This is a genomic window from Methylobacterium sp. WL116, from assembly GCF_008039455.1.
In the GTDB taxonomy this organism is placed as follows: domain Bacteria; phylum Pseudomonadota; class Alphaproteobacteria; order Rhizobiales; family Beijerinckiaceae; genus Methylobacterium.
Genome location: NZ_VRUV01000007.1, coordinates 1 through 21210 on the forward strand (window position 1 = coordinate 1; position 21210 = coordinate 21210).

Below are 21210 nucleotides of genomic sequence, written 5' to 3' on the forward strand. Positions count from 1 at the left end.
CCCCCGAGCCCGCGCGCCGCCGGGCGGCCATCGGCGCCATCGCCGACGCCCCGTCGAGCGCCGCACGCTCCCGGCTCGCGAGTTTGCGGACCGATCCGGCCTATGCCGCGGATCCGGCGTTCAAAGCCGCGCTCGATGCGGGGATCGCGCGGGTCGAACGCGCGGTCACCATCGGCGATGGACTCGCGCTCTCCTACAACGCCCTGAGCTTTGCCAGCATCCTGTTTATGGCAGCGGTCGGCCTCGCGATCATCTTCGGGCTGATGGGGGTGATCAACCTCGCCCAGGGCGAGCTCATCATGGTCGGCGCCTATGCCGCCTACGGCGTGCAGGAGGCCTTTCGGATGGTCGCGCCGGGTCTGATCGACCTCTACCTCGTCGCGGCGATTCCCGTCGCGTTCCTGGCATCGGCCGGCGTCGGCATCGTCGTCGAGGCTTTGATCCTACGCCACCTCTACCGAAGGCCGCTGATGAGCCTGCTCGCCACATGGGCGGTGAGCCTGTTCCTGATCAATCTTGTGCGCGTCGTCTTCGGCTCGCAGAACCTACAGTTCGGCATGCCGTCCTACGTCAGCGGCGGTGTCCCGCTCTACGCCGACTTCATCGTCACCTGGAACCGGCTCTTCGCCATCGCCTTCGCCGCGGTGACGCTCGCCGCGACGCTGCTGATCCTCAAGCGCACGCCGCTCGGCCTCGACATCCGCGCGGTGACGCAGAACCGCGACATGGCCGGCGCGCTCGGCATTAGGACCCGACGGGTCGACCGCCTCGCCTTCGGTTTCGGCTCAGGGCTCGCTGGGCTCGCGGGAGTGGCCCTATGCCCGATCTACAGCGTCAATCCGGGCATGGGCGCGACCTTCATTGTCGACAGCTTCATGGTGGTGGTCCTGGGCGGCGTCGGCACCGTGGTCGGGACGGTGGTGGCGGCGCTCGGCATCGGCGGGGCCAACGTGCTGATCGAGCCGTTCTACGGGGCGGTCGCGGCCAAGGTGATCGTGCTCGTCGGCATCATCGTGTTCCTCCAACGACGCCCCGAGGGCCTATTCGTTGCGAGGCGTCGGCGATGAGCGGGGCAGCCGACAGCCTGCCGTCCCCGGTCAATGCTCGTCCGCGTCGGTCGGCCGCGTGGCTTCACGAACCGCTCCTCGTCGGCATCCTGCTGCTAATCCTGGCTGCTTGCCTGGTGCTCGTCGGACTGAAGCCCGCCCCCTACGTCGTCAACACGATCGGGCAACTCGCCGTCTTCGCGATCCTCGCCGTGTCGCTCGACCTCATCTGGGGCTACCTCGGAATCCTCAGCCTCGGTCACGGGCTGTTCTTCGCCATCGGCGGCTACGTCTGCGCCATGCACCTGTTGTCGCACGCGTTCTCCGCGACGGGGGTCGCGCCGGACTTCGTGCAGTTCATGGGCTGGAAGACGCTGCCGGCCTACTGGGCCGGGCTCACCAACGCGCCCTACGCCCTGTTCCTGGCGATGGCGCTGTCGGGGGCCGTCGCCTTCGTCTTCGGCTTCGCCTCGTTCCGCTCGCGGGTGAACGGCGTCTACTTCTCGATCATCAGCCAGGCACTCGTCTACGTCGCCATGTTGCTGATGTTCCGCAACGATACCGGGCTTGGCGGCAACAACGGCATGACCGGCTTCCCGCTGCTGTTCGGATATCCGATGGGCTCGGCGGCCGTGACGACGGGCCTCGCCCTAGCCTCGCTCGGCGCGCTGGCGGCGGTTCTCGTCGGCACCCGCGCGCTGGTAGCGGGGCGGATCGGGCGACGCATGCTGGCGTGCCGCGACGACGAGACCCGGCTGCGCACCCTCGGCTACGGCACGACACGGCTGAAGCTCGGGATCTGGTGCCTCTCGGCGATGATCGCGGCGCTGGCCGGCGTGCTCTACGTGCCGCAGGTCGGCATCATCAACCCACGGGTGCTCGCCCCCGACCTGTCGATCGAGATCGCGGTCTGGGTGGCGATCGGCGGGATGGGCCGGCTCGGCGGTGCGGTGATCGGCGCGGTCGCAGTCAACGCGCTCAAATTCTGGCTCAGTGCGGCGATGCCGGAGGCGTGGCCCTTCATCCTGTCGGGGCTGGTGCTCGTGGTGGTGCTGGCATTGCCGAACGGCCTGCTCGACTTCGCCTCCCTCCGCACCAAGCCGACATGGCTGCGCAACGGAGGGGGCCGGTGAGCGCCCTTCTGGTCGACAAGCTCGATGTGGTCTTCGGCCGCTTCCGGGCGCTGACCGCGCTATCGCTCGCCGTCGATGCCGGCGAGGTCCGCGCCGTCATCGGCCCGAACGGGGCCGGCAAGACCACGCTCCTCGACGTGATCTCCGGAATCACCAAGCCCCTCCGCGGTCGGGTGATGCTCGGCGACAGCCTGGACCTAGCCAAGTGCTCCGAGGCTGGGATCGCCAAGGCAGGCGTGCGGCGCAAGTTCCAGAAGCCGAGCGTCTTCCCGGCGCTGACGGTGTACGAAAACCTCGACATCGGCTGCGGCGCTGGGCTCCCGGCATCGGAGCGCGCCGCGCGCATCGGGGCGGTGCTCGGCGAGATCGGCCTCGAACCCCGCGCGCACGCACTCGCCGGGGCACTTGCCCACGGCGAGAAGCAGTGGCTGGAAATCGGCATGGTGCTGGGTTTGAACCCCAGGATCATCCTGCTCGACGAGCCGGTGGCGGGGCTCTCGGACGCGGAGACCGAGCGCACCGCCGCGCTGATCCGCGCGCTGCGAAGGCCCGACCGGGCCATCGTGGTGATCGAGCACGACATGGCCTTCGTCGAGGCCATCGCGGACCGGGTGACGGTGCTGCACGAGGGCCGCACCCTCTACGAGGGCGGGATGCGCGGCGCTCGGGCAGATGCCCGCGTGATCGAGGTGTTTCTAGGCCGATGAGCATGCCCGAAGCACCGCCGATGCGGCTCACGGTCGAGGGGCTCGACCAGCATTACGGCAGCGCGCAGGTGCTGCGCGGCGTCGCGCTCACGATCGAACCGGGCAGCTGCCTTGCAGTGCTCGGCCGCAACGGCGCGGGCAAGACCACGCTGCTGCGGTGTCTGGCCGGGCTGATCCCGGCGAGCCGCGGGCGGATCGCCTTCGACGAAGACGAGATCGCATCCTGGCCGATCGATCGGCGCGCGCGGGGCGGGCTTGCGACGGTGCCGCAGGGCCGCGAGATCTTTTCGGATTTGACCGTCGCAGAGAACCTGCGCGTCGCCGCCCGCGCTCACGGGCTGGAGCGCACCGGGGCGGTGGACGAGGCGGCGGCGCTGTTTCCTGCGTTGCGCGAGCTTTGGCACCGGCCCGGGGGCAACCTCTCGGGCGGGCAGCAGCAGCAACTCGCCATCGCCCGCGCGCTGGCGACGCGCCCGCGGCTGCTGCTCCTCGACGAGCCGACCGAGGGCATCCAGCCCTCAATCGTCTCGGCGATCGAGGCAGTGATCGCCGGCCTCAAAGGTCGGATCACCGTGCTGCTCGTCGAGCAGTATCTCGATTTCGCGATCCGCCTCGCCGACTCCGTCGTGGTCCTCTCGCGCGGGGGCATCGTCGAGCGGAGCGAGCGCGGCGCGATCAGCCACGCCGACCTCACCCGCCACATCGCCGTCTGACATCAGGAGCGCACATGCCGACGCATCACGAGATCCCGGCCACCCCCGACAAGATGGTGCTCGGCTACTTCGACGCCGCGCTGCCGCCGGTGCTCGAGATCGCGTCCGGGGACACGGTCACCCTCCATTCCTTCCCCGCCGGCGGACGCGAGTCGCTGCATCCCGATCCCGCGCGGGTCTCGGCCGAGCACCTCGCGGTGCTCGATCAATGCGTCCCCGGCCCCGGGCCGCACTTCGTCACCGGTCCGGTCCATGTCCGCGGTGCCGAGCCGGGCGACGTGCTGCAGGTCGAGATCCTGGATCAGGCGTTCCGCCAGGATTGGGGCTTCGTCTCGATCCTGCCCCTGCTCGGGACCTTGCCCGACGAGTTCACCGAGTACGAGACCATCCACCCCGACATCGACGTCGCGCGCGGCGTCTGCGTGCTGCCCTGGGGCACCGAGCTGCCGCTCGACCCGTTCTTCGGCATCCTCGGCACGGCGCCGCCCGCCGCCTGGGGCCGCGTCGGCACCGCGGTGCCGCGCGGCTTCGGCGGCAACATGGACAACAAGGAGCTGAAGGTCGGCTCGACCCTCTACCTGCCGGTCTACAACCCGGGCGCCGGCTTCTACGCCGGCGACGGGCACGGCGTGCAGGGCGACGGCGAGGTCTGCATCACGGCGCTGGAGACCGGCCTCACCGGCACCTTCCGCCTGACCGTGCGCAAGGACCTCGGCTACGAGTGGCCGTTCGCCGAGACGCCCACCGACCTGATGACGATCGGCCTGCACGAGAGCCTCGACGAGGCGATGCGGCAGGCGGTGCGCGAGATGGTGCGCCACGTCTGCGCCCGCACCGGGCTGACCCGCAACCAGGCCTACATGCTGTGCTCGCTCGCCGGAAACCTGCGCATCACCCAGACGGTCGACGGCAACAAGGGCGTCCATATGCTCATGCCCAAGACCGCCCTGACGACCAAGGCCTGAACGGGGCCATCACCGCGCGACCCGCGCGGGCGACCGTCACGGTGCGGGTCGTCCGCGCAGGTCGTCCGCGCAGGTCTTGCGTGGAGATCTTCCGCGCAGGTTGATCGCCGATCACAGGCCGGGTCCGCTCGCGACCGATCGGGGTCGAGAACCTCGAAACGCGGGGACCGTGCCGCGTCGGCCGGATCGCGCCGACGGTGGGAGGCGGGCGTTCTCCGGAGGTTCCCGTGTGCGGTCGCGAGGTAGATGCGGGTCCGACGTCCCGCGCTCGCGATCTTCGCGGCTGCCGGCTGCGCCGCGAGCTGCCGACCGAGGTCGCAGCGCCGGGCGCCCGACACCCGACGCGAGCGTCCCACCGTTCGCCGTCCTTTTCAGAGGTGAAGAGGGGGAGCTGTGGAAGTAGAGGTGCGATTGGTCGCAGAGATCTGCCACACCGCCGGAACTCCTGTGGCCTGCGCGCCTTCAGACAGGACACGAGCGAGGGCATTATGAGTGACGACACAGCGACCAAGACGGAGGCCATCGGCGCTCAGCCGCCCGGTCATCCGTTCGATCCCTCAAAGGCGCCGCCGCCCCTGGCTGAGAGCGCGGGACCAACCTCGCCCGGGTTGCCCGATCCAAAGCCAGACCGCACGCCTGAGAGCGGCGGTTACGACGGCAAGCCGCCGTCCACTAGCTCGAGCAACTCGAAGGGCGGCTATGGGGCAGGTTGAAGCACGGAGTAGGTTCGCGACTCAAAGTCGTGAACCTGGCAGGTGAGGCGAGATCCGCGTCAGTTGCGTTCCTGAGAATTGGAGCACGGGAACGCAGCCCATGGTAGAGTCTAAGGCGCGAGCAGCCGTGTTGGTCGTAGAGGACGAGCCAGTCCAGCTCATGGCGATGGTCGCGGCACTGGGTGATGCCGGCTTCGAGGTGGCCGGGGCAACAGGCGTAGATGCTGCGGTTGCTCATCTCGACGCTCGACCCGAGATTGTCGCGATGATTGCGGACGTGGATCTGGCCGGCGAGCCGTTGACCGGGTTCACGTTAGCGAAAGCGGTCGCGGCACGATGGCCGGAGGTCGCGATCCTCATCGTATCCGGGTTGGCGTCGCCGACCGAGGATCAGCTGCCGATGGCTGCACAGTTTATGCGCAAGCCGTTCTCAGACGAAATGTTGGTCAAAGCCACGCGACGGATCATATCGGCGCGCGGCATGGAGCTTTGAAGGTCGCCTCGTCGGTTCGCCGATCGAGGCGACATCGAGCTACGCTGCTCAGGCGGCTGCGCGACCTGGCCGGCCCAAACCAATATTTTTTGCGAGAGCAGACCGGGCCTCCGAGTACGAGGCGGCCGTCGTCGGATAATCGTCCGGCAGTCCGAACTTCGCCCGGTAGCCGCGCGGGTCGAGCCCATGCTTCGTGAGGTGTCGCTTCAACGTCTTGTATGATTTTCCGTCGATGAAGCTGACGAGCCCGTCGGGCCGGATCGACTTGCGGATCTGTGCCGCGGTGGGCTTCTCAACTTCTTCGTCCGGGGTGCTGACACCACCAGCCGCTGTCACGCTCGCGATGCCATTGAGGGTCGCATGAACGGTGCGGATCAAAGCGGGAAGTTCAGTTGCCGGCACGCGGTTGTTGGACACGTAAGCCGCTACCAGTTTGCCCGCCATTGCGAGCATGTCAGGGTTTAACCCCAGGTTTTCTTGCGTCACTTCGATTATCCTGTATGTACGCTACTGGCGTGAGATCTACCGATCTCTCGTCCAAATCAAGGCATGACTCGCACAAGATCGTGCGATCCTGCCGTGACCTGTACGCATGATCGACGGATAAGGTTTCCAGGAGAAGGCAGCCCGGCGCCCCATCGGGGCGGTCCCAGCTGCTTTCACCACGCTCCGCGGCAGTGCGGCGTCACTCAGGTGCAGCCGTGGAGAAAGACTTCATCCGGAAAATGCGGTGAGCCGGGGCCGATGCGCATTAAAAAAGCCCCGGCCGCGTCTGCGGTCCGGGGCTCATTATCATGCGCAAGCCTGCGGCTGCTGTTCAGTACCCGTAGCCGTAGTACCCGCCGCACGAGCCTGGGCCATACCCATAGGCGCCGTACCCGTACGTGCCACCGTAACCGCAGTTTCCGTAGTAGCCGCCTAAGCCGTAGCCGACGCCCAGGCCAAGACCGACGCCCGCCAGACCGTAGCCAAGTCCCCGACCATATCCGCCGCGACCGTAGCCACCCGCGAAGCCGCGGCCGGCAAACCCACGTCCGACAAAACCGCCGCGGGGTGTGCCTATACCGCCGCGAAAGCCGCCGCCGCCGCCGCCGAAGCCGCCACGGAAACCGCCGCCACCGCCGTGGAAGCCGCCACCGCCACCGCCACCGCCGAAGCCGCGGGCATCAGCGGTCACCGGCGTGAAAGCCAAGGCTGCAATCAGAGCCGTTGACGCAAAAGCAATTTTCTTCATTCCGTGAACTCCATAGCCGACCCATCAGAATCGGCCTGTTATAAAGGAGCAACTGCTAGACCTTGCGATAGTTCTCGCGACAGCGTGTCCTACGACACACGAAAATGTATCGGAGTGTTTCTTAGGGCTTCGCTTGGCTTTGGCGTTCAAAGCTTGGTCTTAGAGCCTGATGGTGTCGCGGTTGGCTCCACCGTCGGGTGCGCGATCCGTAATCGGGTTGGGATGGCACCCAAATGAGGAGATGCATAACGCTCAAGCGACGGGAGTTCCTTTGGCACGACATAGTCCCCCCGCCGATGCGCTCAGCTCGGATATGACAGTGAGTTCGACCGGAATTTCGTAAAGCGGAGGTGCGTTTCCTATGCGTATGCCTTGACGATCTACCTCATCGGGTGGAGCGGTGGATCCTCTTGATGGAAGGGATCGTCGTGGACGAAAAACTCGAAGCTCAACCCTATAACTTCATCGAACTCGCCGCCGACCTCGTCGCGGCTTACGTGTCGAACAACAACGTGCCGGTGTCGGAGTTGCACAATGTGATCGCCAGCGTGCATGCGGCTTTGTCCGGTCTCAGCAATGGGGCGACTGCTGAACCTGCCGGCCCCGAGAAGCCGACCGCGGCACAGATCCGTAAGTCGATCACGCCGGACGCGCTGATCTCCTTCCTCGACGGCAAGCCCTACAAGACGCTGAAGCGTCACCTGACCGTGGCCGGCCTGACGTTGGAGCAGTACCGTGCACGCTACGGTCTGCCGTCGGACTACCCGTCGACCGCTGCAAGCTATTCCGCTCAGCGGTCCGAGCTGGCGCGCTCGCTTGGCCTTGGCCAGCAGAGGCGTAAAGCAGCTCCCAAGGCTGCCGCGGCCGACGAGACAGTCTCCGAGGCGCCCAAGACCCGTGGTCGGAAGCCCAAGGCCGCAGGGGCGTCCGGGGCGGCTCCGAAGGCACGCGGGCATAAGAAGGTCGCCGGGACGGCCTGAGGCCGCTCAGCGCCCCGTTCCGGCACACCGCGGCATCCGTCGCGGTGATGTGCTTCTAACCGAGTCCTGCCATCCTACACCCGGGCCACGTTGCGTATCGGCCTCGCTGGTGAGATCCCGGGTTCCCCCGTCCCGTGAACCGATCGGGGCGGGGCTGAACCGTCTGCTCCCGTGTGAAGGCTCGAAGTCTTCAACAGCATTGTCTTGCAAGGCAGCCCTCCCGTGCGCGCAGGCAACTGAGCGAAGCGTTGCACGTTGGTAATGGCGCTGTGTGCGCTTGAGGCATCCCATGTTGTTGATCGCGTCCCTTGTCGCCGGCACCTTCGTGCTCGCGAGTTCCTTCTCCCTGATCGCCGTCCTGACGGACTGAAGACACACTTGCGCCGCTCGGGATCAGGCGGCCGGGCAGAGTCGGCTCACACCTCAACTGCCCTGCGAGCTTTCCGCAAAATCGTCCGGCACTTCGCCAAACTGGCCAAGGATCGTCGCGCTCTCCAACTTCCCGGCCTCATCGTCGGCGACGATCTTCAGTGCCGCGATGCCGGACATCGCCTCGGCCTTCTTTACCGCGCCGTTCTCTGTCGGCGCCACCTCGCGGTCGCCGGGCACCAGGCGCTTCCGCTCGATGATGAAGGTCTGCCCCACGAACGTCGTCTTCGCGCCGATGGTGCGTCCCCTCAGCCTTGTCTCGGCGGTCGATTGTCGAGCACGTCCCTAAACGGCTTCGAGAGAACGTGCCGGCCCGTTCCATCGTAGACCTCAACCGTCCAAGTCGACCAATCGCGTCGCGTGCTGCCAAGCATCACGTCCAGGACGACGCGCTCGGCATGCGCGCGCATCAGCGCCCAGGTCGGCAGCCGCTTGCCCAGCCGATCGGCGATGAGGTCGTGCCCGTCCGTGCAGTGGAAGCGGTAAAGCGGTGTCGGCATTGGCCTTCTACCCCGCCCTCCACAGCATCCCACCGCTTCGCGCCCGGCTGTGATCGCCATGGTTGAACCGTCGATCCGCTTACTGTCTGTTCCTTGTATGTTCTTGGACAACTCGGAGCACCGATGCACCCCCAGCCCTACGAACCGCCTGTGGAGATCCGTTCAACCGAGGCCGAGGCGATCGCATGGGCCTACCGGCTGGTTGCATGCGGCGACGCCTGGGCCGCGCTGATCCGGGCGATCGAGGACGCGCTGTCCGACCTTTCGGAGGCCGAGCGCCGGACCGAGCAACGCGACCGGCTGATCTCGTACGGCTACGTCCGAGCTGGCGTGGCCGCGGCACCGGCGAGCGACGCCGCGTGAGCCCCTACGCGGTCGATGAACTGATCCTCGGCAGCACGGATGCCGTCCGCGTGCCGGTGATCGGGCAGGCGCTGTGCGCCGGCTTCCCGTCGCCCGCCGACGACTTCCTCGAAGGCGCGCTCGAGCTGCCGCGCTGGCTCGTGCCGAACCCGCCGGCGACCTTCCTGATGCAGATCCGCGGCGAGAGCATGCGCGGCGCCGGCATCCACGACCGCGACCTCGCCTGCATCGACCGCAGCCTTCGGGCCGAGGACGGCAGCGTCGTCGTCGCGGTGGTCGACGGGCAGCTCTCGTGCAAGCGCTACCGGATGGCCGGCAACCGGGCCCGCCTCGACTTCGACAACCCGGAGATGCCGGCGTTTGCCGTCGACGAGTACGGCGAGGTCGAGATCTGGGGCGTGCTGCGCTTCTCGATCCGCTGGCACCTCGCCCGCGGGCGACTGTCGTGAGTGGTCCGGCGCCGCGGCTGCGCGACCGGATCGGCGGAGGGCGCGCCATCGCGCTCATCGACGGCAACAGCTTCTACTGCTCGTGTGAGCGCGTGTTCGACCCGAAGCTTTCCGGCGTTCCGGTGATCGTGCTGTCCAACAATGACGGATGCGCCATCGCCAGGACGGCCGAGGCCAAGGCGCTCGGCATCCGCATGGGCGAGCCCTGGTTCAAGATCCGAGAGATGTGTCGGATGAAGGGCGTGCGGGTATTCTCGTCGAACTACACCCTCTATGGCGACATGAGCGCCCGGGCGAACGCGGTCTACCGCGACTTCTCCTCCATGGTGGAAATCTACTCGATCGACGAGAGCTTCCTCGACCTCTCGGACGTGCGGGCCGATCGCCGCGTCGCGCTGGCCCGCGATCTGCGCGCCACGGTGCGCGCCTGGACCGGCATCCCGACCTGCGTCGGCATCGGCCCGACCAAGACCCTGGCCAAGCTCGCCAACCACATCGCCAAGCGCATCGCTCCGCTCGACGGCGTCTGCGACCTCACCGATCCGGCCGAGTACGACCACTGGCTCTGCCGCATCCCGGCCGGCGAGGTCTGGGGCATCGGCCGCGCCTCGCTCGCCAAACTCGAAGCCATGGGCGTCGACAGCGTGGCCGATCTCGCCGACCTCGACCCCCGCCCGGTGCGCAAGGCGCTGACGGTGGTGGGCGAGCGCATCATCCACGAGCTGCGCGGCCTGTCCTGCCTGCCGCTCGGCGCGCTGCCGGCCCAGCGCAAGGGTTGCGCGGTGACCCGCTCGTTCTCGACCCGGATCGAGGACCGCGCCACGCTGGAGCAGGCGGTCTCGGCGCACGCCACGCGGCTCGGCGAGAAGCTCCGGCGCGAAGGGCTCGCCACGAACCACGTCTCGGTGTTCTACCATACGAGCGAGCACGACCGGGGCGCACCGATGCGCTCGGTCTCGACCACGGTGACGTTGCCGGAGGCCACGAACGACACGCTGGCGCTCATCAAAGCCGCCCGCCTCGGCGTGGCGAGGACTTGGCGCGAGCCCGGCGACCGGCCGTGGCGGTTCAGCAAGGCCGGGATCGTGACCACCGACCTGATGCTGCTCGACGCCAGCCCACGCGCTCTGATCGGGCAGCTCGACCGCGCGCGCTCCGGCCCGCTGATGGCGGCGATCGACGCCTGCAACGCCCGCTTCGGCCGCGGCAGCGTCGTCCCAGCCCGCGCCGGCCTCGTGGAGAGGCGGACGTGGAGCACGAAGTTCGAGATGCGCACGCCGCGCTACACGACGCAGGTCGGCGAGCTGCCAATCGCGGTGGCCGGCTAATGGAGCGCCTGTGCGACCTCCGCGGGCGCCGGCTCGTGGTCGAGTGCCCGCCGTGCAAGCGGCGCGGCACCTACGACTTGGCTCGCCTCCGGCAGCGGTTCGGCGAGCACGCCGACCTCTACGACGTGTATCTCCGCCTGACCCAGACGTGCGGTCATCAGCAGGCGGTCGGCACCCGGCAGCCGAACCAGTATGGCCGGACGTGCCGCGCCGCGTTCGGCGTCGAGGGCGGGGACGGGCGCACGGGCTTGCCGTCGCGCACCTGAGCAACGCCCTATGCCGAAGTGTGCAACCTCGACCGCCTCGCGGTTGACAGCTACGATCTCGTCCTCGACGGCGTGGTCGTCGGCAATGTGGTCCGGGAGGTCTCGGCCGATGGCGGTCATCGTGCCTGGCACGTGGAGCTGCTCGACGACCCGCCGCCTGATCGCCGCCCGAGCCCATTTCGTGAGATCGAGCACACCTCTCCTACGCTTGATGCCGCGACGGCATAGCTCGGCGGCGCGGTGGTCTCAGGTTCTCTTGAGGCAGCGTAGCGCACGAAGGGGAGGATCGGGCTGAGCCTCGGCATCGTCCTCTCGGCGGTCTTGCGCAACGCCGGGGTGCAGCGCGATTCAACTTCCAAAGGATGAGACCCCTTTGCCTCGTTCTTCCCCGGCTAGGCCCCGCTGGGCCCGGCCGAGGCGGGATCATCACGTCGCAGCCACAGCGTTGCTAGGCAAGGTCAACGACGATATCGCCCAGTTCGTCCTTGAGGCAGGCGTGGACGCGACGCAGCCATAGCTGGGCTTCAGCTTCGCCGGCTCTGGCCTCCTCGGCTTGCTTCTCCGCGAGCTTGGCTCGGGCTTCCGACAGACGGGCGAGTTCGTCGGCCTTGTCGGCTCGCAGTGTCGCAGCCTTGGCTGCCGCCTCCGCAGCTTGCGCACGCCGCTCGGCATCCTCGGTCTGCTTCACGCTCCGTCGGATGATCGACTGGGAGCGAAGCGAGACTTCCTGAGCAAAATCGCGTGCCCGGCGTACACGGGCTCCAACATCTCGGATTAGGTCGAGCGCGGCGGGCCAATCGACGACTGTCGGCTCGGCGAACGTCTCCTGCGAACCCGGCATGCTGGGCTCGGCGAAAAGGGGCACGACCTTCTTGCCCGACGTAACGTCGGCAGCCCATTTCGTGCTGCTGCGTGCAGCATCGCTGGGTTCGGCCTCGTCTCCGTCCTGGCGCGCATCGACGGTCCGGCGCTGAGCGTTGATCGACATCAGGCGGTCCGCTTCGCAGACGCTTCGACACTGAACTCGTTCGCGATCGTGTCGTAGACCCGCGACAGCCACTCTTCCGCAATGCGCGCGCGCTCCTCCGCCGCCTTCACACGCTCGTCGGCGGCATTGAGCAACACGTCGGCGCGGCTCTGGATGTCGGCGGTTCGCGCTTCGGCGGCGCGAACCCGTTCAGCGGCCAGCTTGAGATCCTCGCGGGCGCGTTCCAGCAGCTCCTGGACCCGCTGCTCTTGTTCCTGCACCTGGGCCTCGACCTCGCGCGCATGGGTCGCCGCATGCCGAACGCGGTCGATCAGCAGCGACCAGTCCTGCGGCGACGACCGGCGCGTCGGCGGCTGGCCGCCGCCGATGTCATCGAGGGGGCCGACCAGCCGCAACACCTTCGAGAGCTGAGCGTCGGACCCCGGTTCGCCGACCGGGACGTCCAGCGGCGAGAGGCTTTCCCAAGAGAACTTCTTCGCCGGGTCCATTGGACTATCTCACTATTTGCTTAGGCTTGGACCACGCCAGCCTGCTCAGTTAACAGATCGTTCGCAATGGTTAACAGAAGCTTAACGCAATGGCTATCGCTGATGTCGCGGGCGTTCGCGTCGTCGGCGTTGTCAACTTAGTCGAAGGCGACCGCCATCCACTGCAGCAAAGCTTTCTCGACGGCTCGCTCCAGCCGGCCTGCGTGAAGTCGCTATGTTTAGGATGGCTTGGTACTGAGCGCCCCTTGAAGGCATTCACAGAACCGAAACATAGAGGCAGAAGCCTTCGCCTTGCTGTGTCGGGTTTGCCACAAGGCGGGCTTAAGTGGATCGGTCCGTTTCGAGGGCCGCCGCCGGCGCCCGTGGCATCCGCTTGCGGGCGTCCGTTCCGCCGGCCGCCCCGGTGACCTCGACGGGGGCTCTGCGTCGCTTGGGACGGCTGACAGCCGGCGCCTGCTCACCATCAACGGCAGCTCCCTTGTGGCCGAGATCGTCATCGCGCGACGTGGGCGCCGCCGCCGCAGATGTCAGCGCGATCGCCCACTGTACATCGGAAAGCATTCAACGTTCCTTATAAGAAAAAAACGAACAACCCATCCATGAGAGGACGCAATCTCATCCGAAAATTTCTGCGCGCATTCGACTAGACGTCGAAACTGGACGCTTGAACGAGCTTGAATCAAAAAACAACGCTCGATGTCAATCCGAATGTTCCCGCCGCATTTGGGATTCGCCTTTAATAGATTTGCGTGATATAAATCTACTTATGCCTATAATAGGCATTTAATGCGTATAGGATCGTCTTCGCGATGGCATGGTCATCTTTTCGGAACGTGCTGTCATCGCCGTCGACTGGCTCGTCGCTGAAGGATGCGCCGGTCGATGAGGTATCGAGACAGCCCAAGCCTGACATCGCCCTGCCCAAAGCGAACCTCGATGCGTTCGATAGCGCAATGAAACGGACGAGCGCCGCGCGCGCGGAGAAGCCATTGTCTCTCGACTCGATCGGCCAGCGCGATGAGGTCGTAAGGCAGCGCATCAATGCGATGATGGATCGCCTGGAGGACTTGAGGACATTGGAGGAAGATTTCTCCTCCATTCTCGAGCCGATCATCAGTATTAGCGATGAACTGCCTCGCGCAAGCATGCGCATCGCCGAACTTGAGACGTCGCTTGCGCAGGAATTCCAATCGAGCCGAACGATCAGGCTCGAAGTCGCGGAGCTTCTCACCCGGTCGGCCGGTCTGGCCACCGAGCTCTCCGATGCCCTCGCGCGAGCCGATCGATCTGAGAACCAGTTGCGCGCCGCGGACGCTACGATCGCCGACCAGCGTGTCGAGATCCGCGACAAAGCGCTCTCCATCGAAAACATGGAGCGGCAACTCTTCGCTGAAGCCGAACAGGTGAAGGCTTTGAGCGGCGAGAACAAAGCCCTGCGGCTGGAAGCACAGGCCGCCGACAGCGCGCTCGCACGATCGGAGCATGAGCTGCTCGGCGCCCGCGAGAGCCTTGGTGTCCTCGATGCGGACAACCGCCGCATGACGACGCTCAACGAGGAGCAGGCCGTCCAGCTCTCGGAACTGGAGAGCCGCCATCGAAGCTTGGAGGCTCTGGCTGAAGTGGAGCGCCATCGCTTACGGGCGGCCGAGAGCCAGCTCGCGAGCGAGGTCGCCGCGCGAGAAAGGAACGAGGCTCAACACGAGACGGACCTCAGCTTCTTGCGGACCGAGCGCTCAGGATTGGCCATGAAGCTCGAAGCCGCGACCAATCGAGCGGAATCGAACGAGCAGCTGCTCGGCCAGGCACGCAACCAACTCCGTGAGAAGGATGAGGCGCACAGGATCGCGGATCGCAATTTCAAAGAGGCTAGCATCGCGCGTACCACTGCGGAGAGGCGCTTGGACTCCCTTCAGACCGATCTGGCGCGTCAGACCGAACGGTTCCTCGACATGCAGCGGTTGCGCGGTGAACTCGAATCGCGCTGCGACATGCTCGGCAAGGCGCTGGCTGCCCGAGAGGCGGCGGTCGAGCAAGCCGGCATTCGCAACGCTGCCCTCGTCGAGCGCATCGAGCAGATGACCCATCGTCAGGAAGCGGCGCGCGCCGAGTTCGAGTTGGCAAACCGGCGGTTGACGGAGGACTTGCAGAACGAGCGCTCGGAGCGCGCTCTGGTCCAAGGCGCCTTGGACATCGCCCGGGAAACGCGTGTATCGCTTCAGAAGCAGTACGAAGTCCTCAAACGCTCGGGCCGAGGATGGCGGGCCGGGGAAGAGGATGCGTCTCCGGTTGGTGCCGAGCCAACGTCGGAGCCCGTCAGCAACGTCCGGCCGTTCAACGCAGCCGTTCAAAATTAACGATCAAATATTTATTGCGGAACAAGGTTTAGGATGAGCGATCCCGCCTCCAAAGACATGCCGTTCTCTACGGGTCAGTCGATGATGCTTCGTGCATGGCAATCGAACGCGACGAAGCCTGGAGAAAAGGTCGTCAGCTTCCTCCCCTCATCGGAAGGTGGGTCTGGAGCAATGTCGGCAAACCCGGAGAATGCAGGAGGGCCGCCCCTGAGGGAGTGGTCGGCCGCCGTCGATCTCATCGAAGAGGCGAGCGAAGCGATCCGCATCGGTGAGCAGCGAGCTGCGGAATTGGAAGCCCAGCTTACGCATGTCACCACCCAGGCATCGGAGGAGATGCGCCGTCTGAATCAGCAGATCTCGCTCACGGAGCAGAAGCTTTCTCGTGCCGAGGAGCGCGCGCGTCTGGCCGAAAGCCGGGCCCACGAAGCTGAGGCGTGGCTCGTCCGGCTTCACGACGCGGCAATCACGGCTTTCGGATCGAGGGCCGCACAGAAAGCCGCGTCCCTCAATGGCGAACCCTCTGACTGAAACGGACTCGGTGCAGTGTTCAGGTCGGACCCGACGTCCTCGTTTACGGCTACTTCCGCCGATCATGCTCAGGTGGGCTCGTCGAGCCTTGCTACACCGTTGCATTTTGCCAAGGTCAACCCGGGTGTCGTCCTTGAACTGATTGCGCAGGCCGAGACAGAAATTACCAGTTTCGAGCTTTGGCGCAACAAGATCCATTCCGATGCGTGCCTGCTGCTCGCTCGCATCAAGCAGGAACGCCTGGACTACGCCACGCAAATCAGGAACCTCGACCATGAGGTCAGGGTTTTACAGGAGAAATCCACCGAGGCAGAGCGTGTCGCCTATATGGCGCTCGTTGAGCTGGACGGCGCACTCCGTCTCTGCGAGATGGCAAATGCAAGAATTCTAGAAGCTGAAGAAAGGGCAGAAGCTGCCGAGAGGCGCGCTGAAAGCGCCGAAGGTTGGCTCGAGAAGGTACAGGCCGCCATTACGTTCGAATTAATAGATCAGCCGCGCGAGCGCCATGGCGGCGAATGAACGCTTCATCAAATTAAGAGATTTATACAAAAACTATCATTCGTCTCTATCTTGCCTGTGGTCATTTTGAAGGCCGGCATCAGATAACGTGTTTTAAGGCTGGCTTCTCTGAAAATTCTGCCACGATAGTTTCCTGGACCCGCGCCAGCCACTCCTCGGAGATACGCGCACGCTCCTCGGCCGCCAGCAGTTTTTCGTCGGCAGCCTTTAGCAAGGCGTCGGCACGGCTCTGGATATCGGCAGAGCGTGCCTCGGCAGCTCGGACACGCTCAGCGGCATCCCGGACATCCTGCCGGACACGGTCGAGCAATGCCTGAACGCGCAATTCCTGTTCCTGAGCCTGCGCCTCAATATCACGAGCATGCTGGGCCGCCTGACGAACCCGATCGATTAGTTTTGACCAATCCTCAGGTGGCGAACGAGGGTCGGAGGTAATCTCCGTTCCAACGCTGTCGAAGTGACCGACAAGCGGTAGCACCTTCGTGATATGAGTGCCGACAGCATCCCCTTGATTAGACGCATCGAGAGCTGAGAGGTATCCGAAAGGGAATCTCTTCACCGGTTTCATGGAGCTCCTTGGCGCGACGCGTGCGCCATTTAGATAGGCCGCGATTATTGATGATAGTAAATTTAGACTATCTAGTGTCCGGTTTGCAAGTCACGGCGTCCTAGCTCCGGCCGATCTCCACACAGCTCTCCCAGCCTTGCGCCGTGCCAAGACCTTCCGCTGCCGATGGAGCTTGACCTTCAGCATGGGACCCCAGCGCCACGCGTTCTCGATAGCGCGGAAGACCCTCTCCTGTCCGCCCATCGATCGGCCAACTCGACCGCGAGCGCTCCCGGCCGCTGATGGCGGCGATCGACGCCTGCAACGCCCGCTTCGGCCGCGGCAGCGTCGTCCCCGCCCGGGCTAGACTCGTGAGAAAACGGACATGGAGCACGAAGTTTGAGATGCGGACGCCGCGCTACACGAGCCAGGTCGGCAAGTTGGCGATGGCGCACGCGCGACCGGCGGTATGGCGGGCCGTCGCAGCAGGGTCGTCTTGTCGTGAAGTGCGCACCTTTGAGGTGGCGTCCCGGGATTTCCGGGGTCATTCCGCGGCTTCAGCGCGCCCCTCATCGACATCCGCCTCATCGTCGGCGTCGACACCTTGCTCCAGCTGCTCCTCGTCGTCCGTCGCCGCCTGCGGGGTGATCCCAAACCGGGCGGCGACGTCGGGTGCGAAGCGCAGCAAATCGGGGCGAAGACGCAGGAGGCTGAGGTCCTTGGATTTCCCTTCCAGCATCACGTCGAAAACCAATCCCTCGGCCATCCGCATGAACGTCGCGAACTCGAAGGGGTTGGTGAAGTCGGCGTGACCCGTCCAGACGGGGGGCCGCAACACCGTCTTCACCCGTGCCGTCGCCTTGATCGGCGCCTTCAACACCTCCTTCGACTTACCCCTGGCTTTTCCGGCCTTGGCCGCCTCTCGTTGCTTGGGGGTGATCTTTTGCTTGATCTCGCGCAACTCGGTGCGCGGCGAGGAGAAATGCATTTTCGGGCGGACGCCAGCGGGCCACGTCGCAAGGAAGCGCTCGAAGGTCTCGCGCATGTCCAGCCGCTCGGGATTGAGGCACCAGAAATGCTGGTAGTCGAAAATCAACCGCACACCGGTACGCTCGTGGATCCAGAGCACGTCCGCCGCCGAGAAGCGCAGGTCATCATTCTCCAGCACCAGACGGCGCTTCACGTGCTCCGGGCAGAGGTTCCAGCCGTCGACCCAACGCGCCCGGCTCGCCTCGTGGTCGTCGTAGACACCACCGACATGGGTGATCATCACCGCCTCGTCGTCCAGCTCCATCCGGTCCAGCATCTCGGCTTGGCTGGAGAGATCCCAGATGCTCTTCTTCGTGAGCTCGGGGTTCGGAGCGTTCAGCAGCACGTACTGCGAGGGATGGAACGACAGCCGGATGTCGTAGGCCCGGGCCTTTGCGCCGAACGCCCGCAGCTCGGCATCGCTCTCCGCCACCATGTTGTGAAACCGGGGCATGTCCGGGTGGGTCGCATAAGGCGCGATGTCCGACGACATCCGGTACATGTCGAGGTTCTTAGACTTGAGGTAGTCCAGGACGTGGTCCAGCAGTTCGAGGGAGCACTTGAGGTGCGGATCCTTCTGCCAGCGCCGGGTGTCCTGCGACTTCAGGTCTGGCCGCCCCATCACCTTGACGGGAAAGCCCAGCCGCAAAGGACGATCATTGCCGGTCATGCCTGCACCTGTGCCTGGGGAAACCCGAGTCCCTGGATGAAGTCGTTCCAGTCGGCGTTGCGCAGCGCCCCGCCTGTCGCCTGGGCGTGGCCGTTGCCGTAGCGCCCGTCGGCGTTGGCCGGACGATGCTCGGCGAGGAAGGCGATGAGATCGCGCCCGCTGGCCGACCGAGCGGCGAAATGCACCCAGCCGGGGCGATAGCCCGCGTTCGCGGCGATCACGATCTTGTTCTTCAGGCGCCCCCGCCATTGCTGGGCGATCAGGGGATGGATCTGGCACGGGGAGTCGAGCGATATCAGCGCGACGTCGCCGCCGATGGCGGGCGGCACGCGCTTGGCCGTGTCCATGGCCGCCCGGACCTCGGTCTTGGCCGCGTGCAAAGCTAACGCATCGGCATCGTCGCCCTTGGTGATGCGTTTTGGGCCATCCGATGCCAGCAGAAGTCGTAACGCCGGCCCTGCGTCGGCCGCCGCGGTTCGGCGGGGGGCGTTGACGAGCGACGTGGCATCGCGAAGGGCTGTCTTGCCCCAGCGAGCCTGGGCCTCGGCGATCTCCGGGAAGTCGAGGCCCTCGGCCATGTCGCCGATCAGGCCCACCGCCGCCAGCCATAGCAGGTCGGCCTGGTCCCCCATGGCGCCAACGGCCCACCAGGCAAGCAGGGCGGTGGTCGGCTCAGGGGCGAGGCCGTTCCCGCTGATCGTGATCGCGTCCCTCGGTTCGCCGGTCGGGACGTGGTGGTCGATGACGAGTGTCGGGCAGCCCGACAGCACGGGGTCGGCTCGGGTGCCGAGGTCGGCCAGGATCAGTCCGCCGGGCTCGTGCTCGCCCAGCCGGTCGGCGACCTGGGGGTCCCACGGTGACTCCCCCTTACCGACAACGAGCGATACCGCCTCCCATCCCGCTTGCCGGAGGGCTCGGACCAGTATGGCGGCCGCGGTCAGACCGTCCGCATCGAAATGGCTGACGATCAGGATGGGCTTCTCTTTGTTGAACTTGGCGAGGGCGGCCTTCATCGCGTCCCGTGCCGACCCTCGTGTATCGCCATGCGATGACAGGCTTCCGACCATTCGAGACCTCACTGACCCACCCGTCATTTCATACCCCATGGCCCCGTTCGAAGGCCGGCCCCGAAATCCTTTGATGCAAGCAAGAGATGCGCATCGCCCGGCGAGGCAACGTCCGAGTTTCGGAACCGATGGCAGGCAAATCAGAGAATTCTGTTCAAAGATTCCATTGCCCGGGGTGCAAGCGCACAGGCGATCGGCCGTCGGCACCATACGGCCTCCCAAACGGCATCGGCCTCCTGATGTCCGGGGTCGGACGATGTTAGGATCTGGTCGGAATCACGTCGAAGGGCTCTGGGAGCCATGCCTGGTTCGGCCTGCCGGTTTCCCGGCAGCTGCGATGCCCTTGGACCGGGAAAGCCCTGTCGCCACTGTATCGCGGCCGCGATTGCGCAACTTGCCGCCAGTCTCCGTGAACGCATCGCCGCGAACCGAATGGAAGGACGGCCGCCATACGCCAACCGACCGGAACAACCCTCGAATCCAGATCGATCGCTTCATGGTTCGCGCATCGGGTTAGCAACCGCAGCGAAAGCGGCCGCCGGAGAGTCGGATTGTCGGTCAAGAGCGTCGACCGGCGAGGTCGGTCACACGCCGGGTCAAGCGGCCTTCCGGGTTTTGCCGGCCAAAGCCTTGCCCGAAATGCGCTTCCTCGAAGGCGTCGAGGTCTTCGCCTTGGTCTTCCGCGGCTGCACCTTCGCTGATCCCTCCCCATTCTCGCACCTGATGCTGCGCTTAAGGGCCTCCATCAGGTTCACGACGTTACCGGAGTTCGGCGCACCGGCCTTCGCCTTGCCCTTGCTCTTGCCCTTCGCGGGCTTCGGTGCCTTGCCCTTCACCAGGGCGATCAGCGCCTCCTCGTAGCGGTCCTCGAACTTCGACGGATCGAACTTTCGGGTGGAGCGCGCGATCAGCTCCTCGGCGAGCGCCCGCATCTCGGCCGTGGGATCGCCGTCGGGCATGTCCTCGAAGTAGGCCGTCGGCGAGCGGACCTCGTCCTGGTATCGCAGCAGCGTCGCGAGCAGGCCCTTGCCGTACGGTTCAAGCAGGACCACCCGCTCGCGCTTGTAGATGACGATGCGGCCGAGCCCGGCCATGCCTTTCTTCCTCATCGCATCCCGGATCACGGCGAAGGCCTCGCGCGAGACCTTGTCCTCGGCCGCCAGGTAGTACGGCTTGTCCAGGTAGCGCTCGTCGACCTCCGCGCGCCTGCAGAACGCCTCGATGTTGATCGTGTGCGTGCTCTCCAGGGCGATCTCGCTGAGCTCGTCGTCCTCGATCGGCACGAGGTCGTCCTTGGCGATCTCGCATCCCTTGACCTGATCGTCGCGATCCACGGTGTCGCCGGTCACGGAGTCGACCATCAGCTGCTTGAGACGGTTGCCGGTCTCGCGGTTGATCGTATGGCACTTCAGCTCCCTCGACGAGCTGACTGCCGGATACAGTCCGACCGCGCAGGAGACGAGTGAAAGTCGAAGATGACCTTTCCAGTTGGCGCGGGCTGCCACGTCCGTCTCCTGTGTCCGTCGAAGTATTTCCGGCCGCCGATGCCTTCGCGCCGCGAAGGTCGGGAGCTTGACGGTTCAACGAGAGTCCAACTCGACTCGTTCCTCCACAGGCGCAGCTGTGGATAACCTGCCCATTATTGTAGATGGCCCTGTCGAAGGAGTCGGCCCAGGAACCCGAACGGGCCGTTCCGGTTCT

At 65.6% G+C, this 21210-nt stretch carries 24 protein-coding genes and 1 pseudogene; 14 read left to right on the top strand and 11 right to left on the bottom strand.

What is annotated here, in order from left to right:
* The 6 genes from urtB to FV223_RS01705 all read left to right on the top strand — a co-directional run.
* A partial coding sequence (gene urtB / locus FV223_RS01675) for an urea ABC transporter permease subunit UrtB (protein WP_147725111.1) occupies positions 1-1067 on the top strand: 1067 nt, incomplete at its 5' end.
* Complete coding sequence (gene urtC, locus FV223_RS01680) at positions 1064-2179, top strand: urea ABC transporter permease subunit UrtC (protein ID WP_147725113.1); 1116 nt, start codon at positions 1064-1066, stop codon at positions 2177-2179. The genes urtB and urtC, both read left to right, overlap by 4 nt.
* Complete coding sequence (locus FV223_RS01685; protein WP_147725115.1) at positions 2176-2886, top strand: ATP-binding cassette domain-containing protein; 711 nt, start codon at positions 2176-2178, stop codon at positions 2884-2886. Before urtC ends, FV223_RS01685 begins: the two co-directional genes overlap by 4 nt.
* Positions 2883-3599, top strand: a complete 717-nt coding sequence (locus FV223_RS01690; RefSeq protein WP_246686427.1) for an ATP-binding cassette domain-containing protein — start codon at positions 2883-2885, stop codon at positions 3597-3599. The genes FV223_RS01685 and FV223_RS01690 overlap by 4 nt, the downstream gene beginning before the upstream one ends.
* Positions 3600-3613: 14 nt before the next feature.
* On the top strand, positions 3614-4564 hold the full coding sequence (locus FV223_RS01695; protein WP_147725117.1) for an acetamidase/formamidase family protein: 951 nt from the start codon (positions 3614-3616) through the stop codon (positions 4562-4564).
* An 813-nt stretch (positions 4565-5377) separates the two neighbouring features.
* On the top strand, positions 5378-5770 hold the full coding sequence (locus tag FV223_RS01705) for a response regulator (protein WP_147725122.1): 393 nt from the start codon (positions 5378-5380) through the stop codon (positions 5768-5770).
* Positions 5771-5818: 48 nt separating this feature from the next.
* On the opposite strand, the gene FV223_RS01710 is transcribed toward FV223_RS01705, so the two are convergent.
* On the bottom strand, positions 5819-6214 hold the full coding sequence (locus FV223_RS01710; protein WP_147725175.1) for a MucR family transcriptional regulator: 396 nt from the start codon (positions 6212-6214) through the stop codon (positions 5819-5821).
* Between the two features lie 373 nt (positions 6215-6587).
* The gene (locus FV223_RS30005) at positions 6588-7004 is read right to left on the bottom strand and encodes a hypothetical protein (RefSeq protein WP_187274843.1); all 417 of its coding nucleotides are present in this window, start codon (positions 7002-7004) and stop codon (positions 6588-6590) included.
* A gap of 413 nt (positions 7005-7417) precedes the next feature.
* Here FV223_RS30005 and FV223_RS01720 point away from each other — a divergent pair, with 413 nt between their 5' ends.
* Positions 7418-7984, top strand: a complete 567-nt coding sequence (locus FV223_RS01720; protein ID WP_147725124.1) for a MucR family transcriptional regulator — start codon at positions 7418-7420, stop codon at positions 7982-7984.
* A gap of 423 nt (positions 7985-8407) precedes the next feature.
* On the opposite strand, the gene FV223_RS01725 is transcribed toward FV223_RS01720, so the two are convergent.
* Together FV223_RS01725 and FV223_RS01730 are read right to left on the bottom strand one after the other, a co-directional pair.
* Complete coding sequence (locus FV223_RS01725) at positions 8408-8650, bottom strand: hypothetical protein (protein WP_147725126.1); 243 nt, start codon at positions 8648-8650, stop codon at positions 8408-8410.
* An 11-nt stretch (positions 8651-8661) separates the two neighbouring features.
* Positions 8662-8913: a hypothetical protein gene (locus tag FV223_RS01730; protein ID WP_147725128.1), complete on the bottom strand. Its 252-nt coding sequence runs from the start codon at positions 8911-8913 to the stop codon at positions 8662-8664.
* A 123-nt stretch (positions 8914-9036) separates the two neighbouring features.
* On the opposite strand from FV223_RS01730, the gene FV223_RS01735 reads away from it, so the two are divergent.
* Genes FV223_RS01735 through FV223_RS01745 form a run of 3 tightly spaced genes read left to right on the top strand, consistent with a single transcriptional unit; the run spans position 9037 to position 11053 of the window.
* Positions 9037-9276: a hypothetical protein gene (locus FV223_RS01735; protein WP_147725130.1), complete on the top strand. Its 240-nt coding sequence runs from the start codon at positions 9037-9039 to the stop codon at positions 9274-9276.
* Entirely contained in the window at positions 9273-9725 is a 453-nt protein-coding gene (locus tag FV223_RS01740; RefSeq protein WP_147725132.1) for a S24 family peptidase, read from the top strand. Before FV223_RS01735 ends, FV223_RS01740 begins: the two co-directional genes overlap by 4 nt.
* A complete protein-coding gene (locus FV223_RS01745) occupies positions 9722-11053 on the top strand; it encodes a Y-family DNA polymerase (RefSeq protein WP_147725134.1) in 1332 nt (443 codons plus the stop codon). Before FV223_RS01740 ends, FV223_RS01745 begins: the two co-directional genes overlap by 4 nt.
* Here the strand turns inward: FV223_RS01745 and FV223_RS30010 are convergent.
* From FV223_RS30010 to FV223_RS01765, 3 genes are all read right to left on the bottom strand, one after another.
* Positions 11050-11514 carry a hypothetical protein gene (locus FV223_RS30010; RefSeq protein WP_187274842.1) on the bottom strand — a complete coding sequence of 155 codons (465 nt, stop codon included), beginning with the start codon at positions 11512-11514 and terminating at the stop codon, positions 11050-11052. The genes FV223_RS01745 and FV223_RS30010 overlap by 4 nt on opposite strands.
* 253 nt (positions 11515-11767) lie before the next feature.
* Entirely contained in the window at positions 11768-12307 is a 540-nt protein-coding gene (locus tag FV223_RS01760; RefSeq protein ID WP_147725139.1) for a hypothetical protein, read from the bottom strand.
* Positions 12307-12795 carry a hypothetical protein gene (locus tag FV223_RS01765; RefSeq protein WP_147725141.1) on the bottom strand — a complete coding sequence of 163 codons (489 nt, stop codon included), beginning with the start codon at positions 12793-12795 and terminating at the stop codon, positions 12307-12309. The genes FV223_RS01760 and FV223_RS01765 overlap by 1 nt, the downstream gene beginning before the upstream one ends.
* Positions 12796-13604: 809 nt before the next feature.
* Between FV223_RS01765 and FV223_RS01770 the strand changes: the two genes are divergently transcribed.
* From FV223_RS01770 to FV223_RS01780, 3 genes are all read left to right on the top strand, one after another.
* The gene (locus tag FV223_RS01770; RefSeq protein WP_147725142.1) at positions 13605-15149 is read left to right on the top strand and encodes a chromosome partitioning protein ParA; all 1545 of its coding nucleotides are present in this window, start codon (positions 13605-13607) and stop codon (positions 15147-15149) included.
* Positions 15150-15182: 33 nt separating this feature from the next.
* The gene (locus FV223_RS01775; protein ID WP_147725143.1) at positions 15183-15677 is read left to right on the top strand and encodes a hypothetical protein; all 495 of its coding nucleotides are present in this window, start codon (positions 15183-15185) and stop codon (positions 15675-15677) included.
* Between the two features lie 72 nt (positions 15678-15749).
* Positions 15750-16196, top strand: a complete 447-nt coding sequence (locus FV223_RS01780) for a hypothetical protein (protein ID WP_147725144.1) — start codon at positions 15750-15752, stop codon at positions 16194-16196.
* A 79-nt stretch (positions 16197-16275) separates the two neighbouring features.
* On the opposite strand, the gene FV223_RS01785 is transcribed toward FV223_RS01780, so the two are convergent.
* Positions 16276-16764, bottom strand: coding sequence for a hypothetical protein (locus tag FV223_RS01785; RefSeq protein ID WP_147725145.1), 489 nt, complete (start codon positions 16762-16764; stop codon positions 16276-16278).
* 245 nt (positions 16765-17009) lie between these two features.
* Between FV223_RS01785 and FV223_RS01790 the strand changes: the two are divergent.
* Positions 17010-17201 (top strand): annotated as a pseudogene (locus FV223_RS01790) (DUF4113 domain-containing protein); the annotation flags it as partial.
* Positions 17202-17287: 86 nt separating this feature from the next.
* Here FV223_RS01790 and uvsE read toward each other — a convergent pair.
* From uvsE to FV223_RS01805, 3 genes are all read right to left on the bottom strand, one after another.
* Positions 17288-18442 carry a UV DNA damage repair endonuclease UvsE gene (gene uvsE / locus FV223_RS01795; RefSeq protein WP_187276015.1) on the bottom strand — a complete coding sequence of 385 codons (1155 nt, stop codon included), beginning with the start codon at positions 18440-18442 and terminating at the stop codon, positions 17288-17290.
* Positions 18439-19455 (bottom strand): DHH family phosphoesterase, encoded by a 1017-nt coding sequence (locus FV223_RS01800; protein ID WP_210247489.1) that lies wholly within the window; start codon positions 19453-19455, stop codon positions 18439-18441. The genes uvsE and FV223_RS01800 overlap by 4 nt, the downstream gene beginning before the upstream one ends.
* A gap of 650 nt (positions 19456-20105) precedes the next feature.
* The gene (locus FV223_RS01805) at positions 20106-21014 is read right to left on the bottom strand and encodes a Ku protein (protein WP_147725147.1); all 909 of its coding nucleotides are present in this window, start codon (positions 21012-21014) and stop codon (positions 20106-20108) included.
* Positions 21015-21210: the final 196 nt, after the last annotated feature.